Consider the following 1,999-nt stretch of genomic DNA (forward strand, 5'->3'; position numbering starts at 1 on the left):
GCCAGCATTGGGCGGTCTCGACCGCGTCGGCCGGGCGCAGCACCAGCAGTTCGGGGATGGCGCGCAGCGCGGCCAGATGCTCGACCGGCTGGTGGGTCGGGCCGTCCTCGCCGAGACCGATCGAGTCGTGGGTCATCACGAAGACGGTGCGCTGCTTCATCAGCGCGGCCAGACGGATCGCCGGACGGCAATAGTCGGCGAACTGCATGAAGGTGCCGCCGTAGGGGATGATGCCGCCATGCAGCGTCATGCCGTTCATCAGCGTCGCCATGCCGTGCTCGCGCACGCCGTAGCGGACGTAGCGGCCGGCGAACTCGCCCTTGCCCTTCACGTCGGCGGTGTTCTTGACCTTGGTGTTGTTCGACGGGGTCAGGTCGGCGGAGCCGCCGACCATCTCCGGGATTGCCGGCACCAGCACTTCCAGCGTGTTGCCGGAGGCGACGCGGGTCGCCCAGCTCGGCTTCTCGGCGCTGATCTTCTGCTTGAAGGCGACGATGGTGTCGGTCAGCGCGGAGGGCACGCCATGGCTGAACGCCTCGTCGAAGGCCTTGCCGGCCTCGGGGCTCAGGGTGGCGCGGCGGCTGCTCCAGGCGTTATAGGCGTCGGCGCTGCGGGTGCCGGCGGCGCGCCAGGCGGACAGCACCTCGTCGGGAACGACGAAGGGCTCATGGGTCCAGCCGATGGCGGTGCGGGTCGCGGCGACTTCGTCGGCGCCCAGCGGCGAGCCGTGGCAGGCGTGGCTGTTGGCCTTGTTCGGTGCACCCTTGCCGATGATGGTGCGGCAGGCGATCAGCGTCGGCTTGTCGGTGGAGGTCCGCGCCTGGGCGATAGCCTTCGACACCGCGCCGGTGTCGTGGCCGTCCACGGCGATGGTGTTCCATCCATAGGAGCGGAAGCGCGCCTGGGTGTCGTCGGTGAAGCTGAGGTCGGTCGTGCCGTCGATGGAGATGTGGTTGTCGTCCCACAGCACGATCAGGCGGTTCAGCCCGAGATGACCGGCCAGCGAGCAGGCCTCGTGGCTGACGCCTTCCATCAGGTCGCCGTCCGAGGCGATGACGTAGGTGTAATGGTCGATCAGCTCGTCGCCGAAGCGGGCGTTGGTGATCCGCTCCGCCAGCGCCATGCCGACCGCGGTGGAGACGCCCTGGCCCAGCGGGCCGGTGGTCATTTCGATGCCCAGGCTGGGATCGACTTCCGGGTGGCCGGGGGTCAGGCTGTGCAGCTGGCGGAAACGCTTGATCTCGTCGATGGTCATCCGCTCGTAGCCGGTCAGGTAGGCCAGCGAGTAGAGCAGCATCGAGCCGTGGCCGGCCGACAGCACGAAGCGGTCGCGGTCGGGCCAGGACGGGTTCTTCGGATCGAACTTCAGGAACTGCGTGAACAGCACCGTGGCGACATCGGCCATGCCCATCGGCATGCCGGGGTGGCCGGACTTCGCGGCCTCGACCGCGTCCATGGAGAGCGCGCGGATCGCGCTGGCCATCGTGTTGAGGGAGGGCTGGGCGGAGTCAGCGGACATCTGGCGTTTCCTGCGGGTCGGGCGCGGTTGCGGCGTCGGCAACGGTGGTTGCGCGGTCGCCCCGACAAGGCGCCGCGAAACGGGCGCACCATGCAGAACCGCTGTCCGCAGGTCAACATGGGAATGGGGTAGGAAATGGTATGGCAGAGGCCCTCGTGCTGTGTGGTGCACCGTGTGGGATGTTTCCCGGGGGATGGCGTCGCGGCATCGGTGTCGCCGCTGCGACATCACTGCGGCCTTCCGTCACGCCCCGGCATTCCGTGTGGGCATTCGGTGGAAGAGTCCGTCGTTGAGGTTGACGAGGTATGCCTGCCGGCCCAACTCTAGGCGCTCCGATACGGCAGCGGCTTGGCTTGGCGACAGCCGGGGCGGGTCCGATGCCGTGCGAACATGACGTGCCCACAGGTCGAGGTTGACGTCCATGGATTCCCTGAAAGCGCTCTCGACCGTCTCGCCGTGCCGTGGACCGGCTGGAACATG

General features: G+C 68.2%; 2 protein-coding genes. Both read right to left on the reverse strand.

Going from position 1 to position 1,999, the window contains the following annotated elements; all coding sequences use genetic code 11:
- The coding region (gene tkt, locus I71_RS25485; RefSeq protein ID WP_042700419.1) for a transketolase at nt 1–1,519 on the reverse strand (1,519 nt) is incomplete at its 3' end.
- A 243-nt stretch (nt 1,520–1,762) separates the two neighbouring features.
- A partial coding sequence (locus tag I71_RS39225) for a hypothetical protein (RefSeq protein ID WP_211098438.1) occupies nt 1,763–1,999 on the reverse strand: 237 nt, incomplete at its 5' end.

It is taken from the genome of Azospirillum sp. B506 (assembly GCF_000333595.1).
In the GTDB taxonomy this organism is placed as follows: Bacteria; Pseudomonadota; Alphaproteobacteria; order Azospirillales; family Azospirillaceae; genus Azospirillum.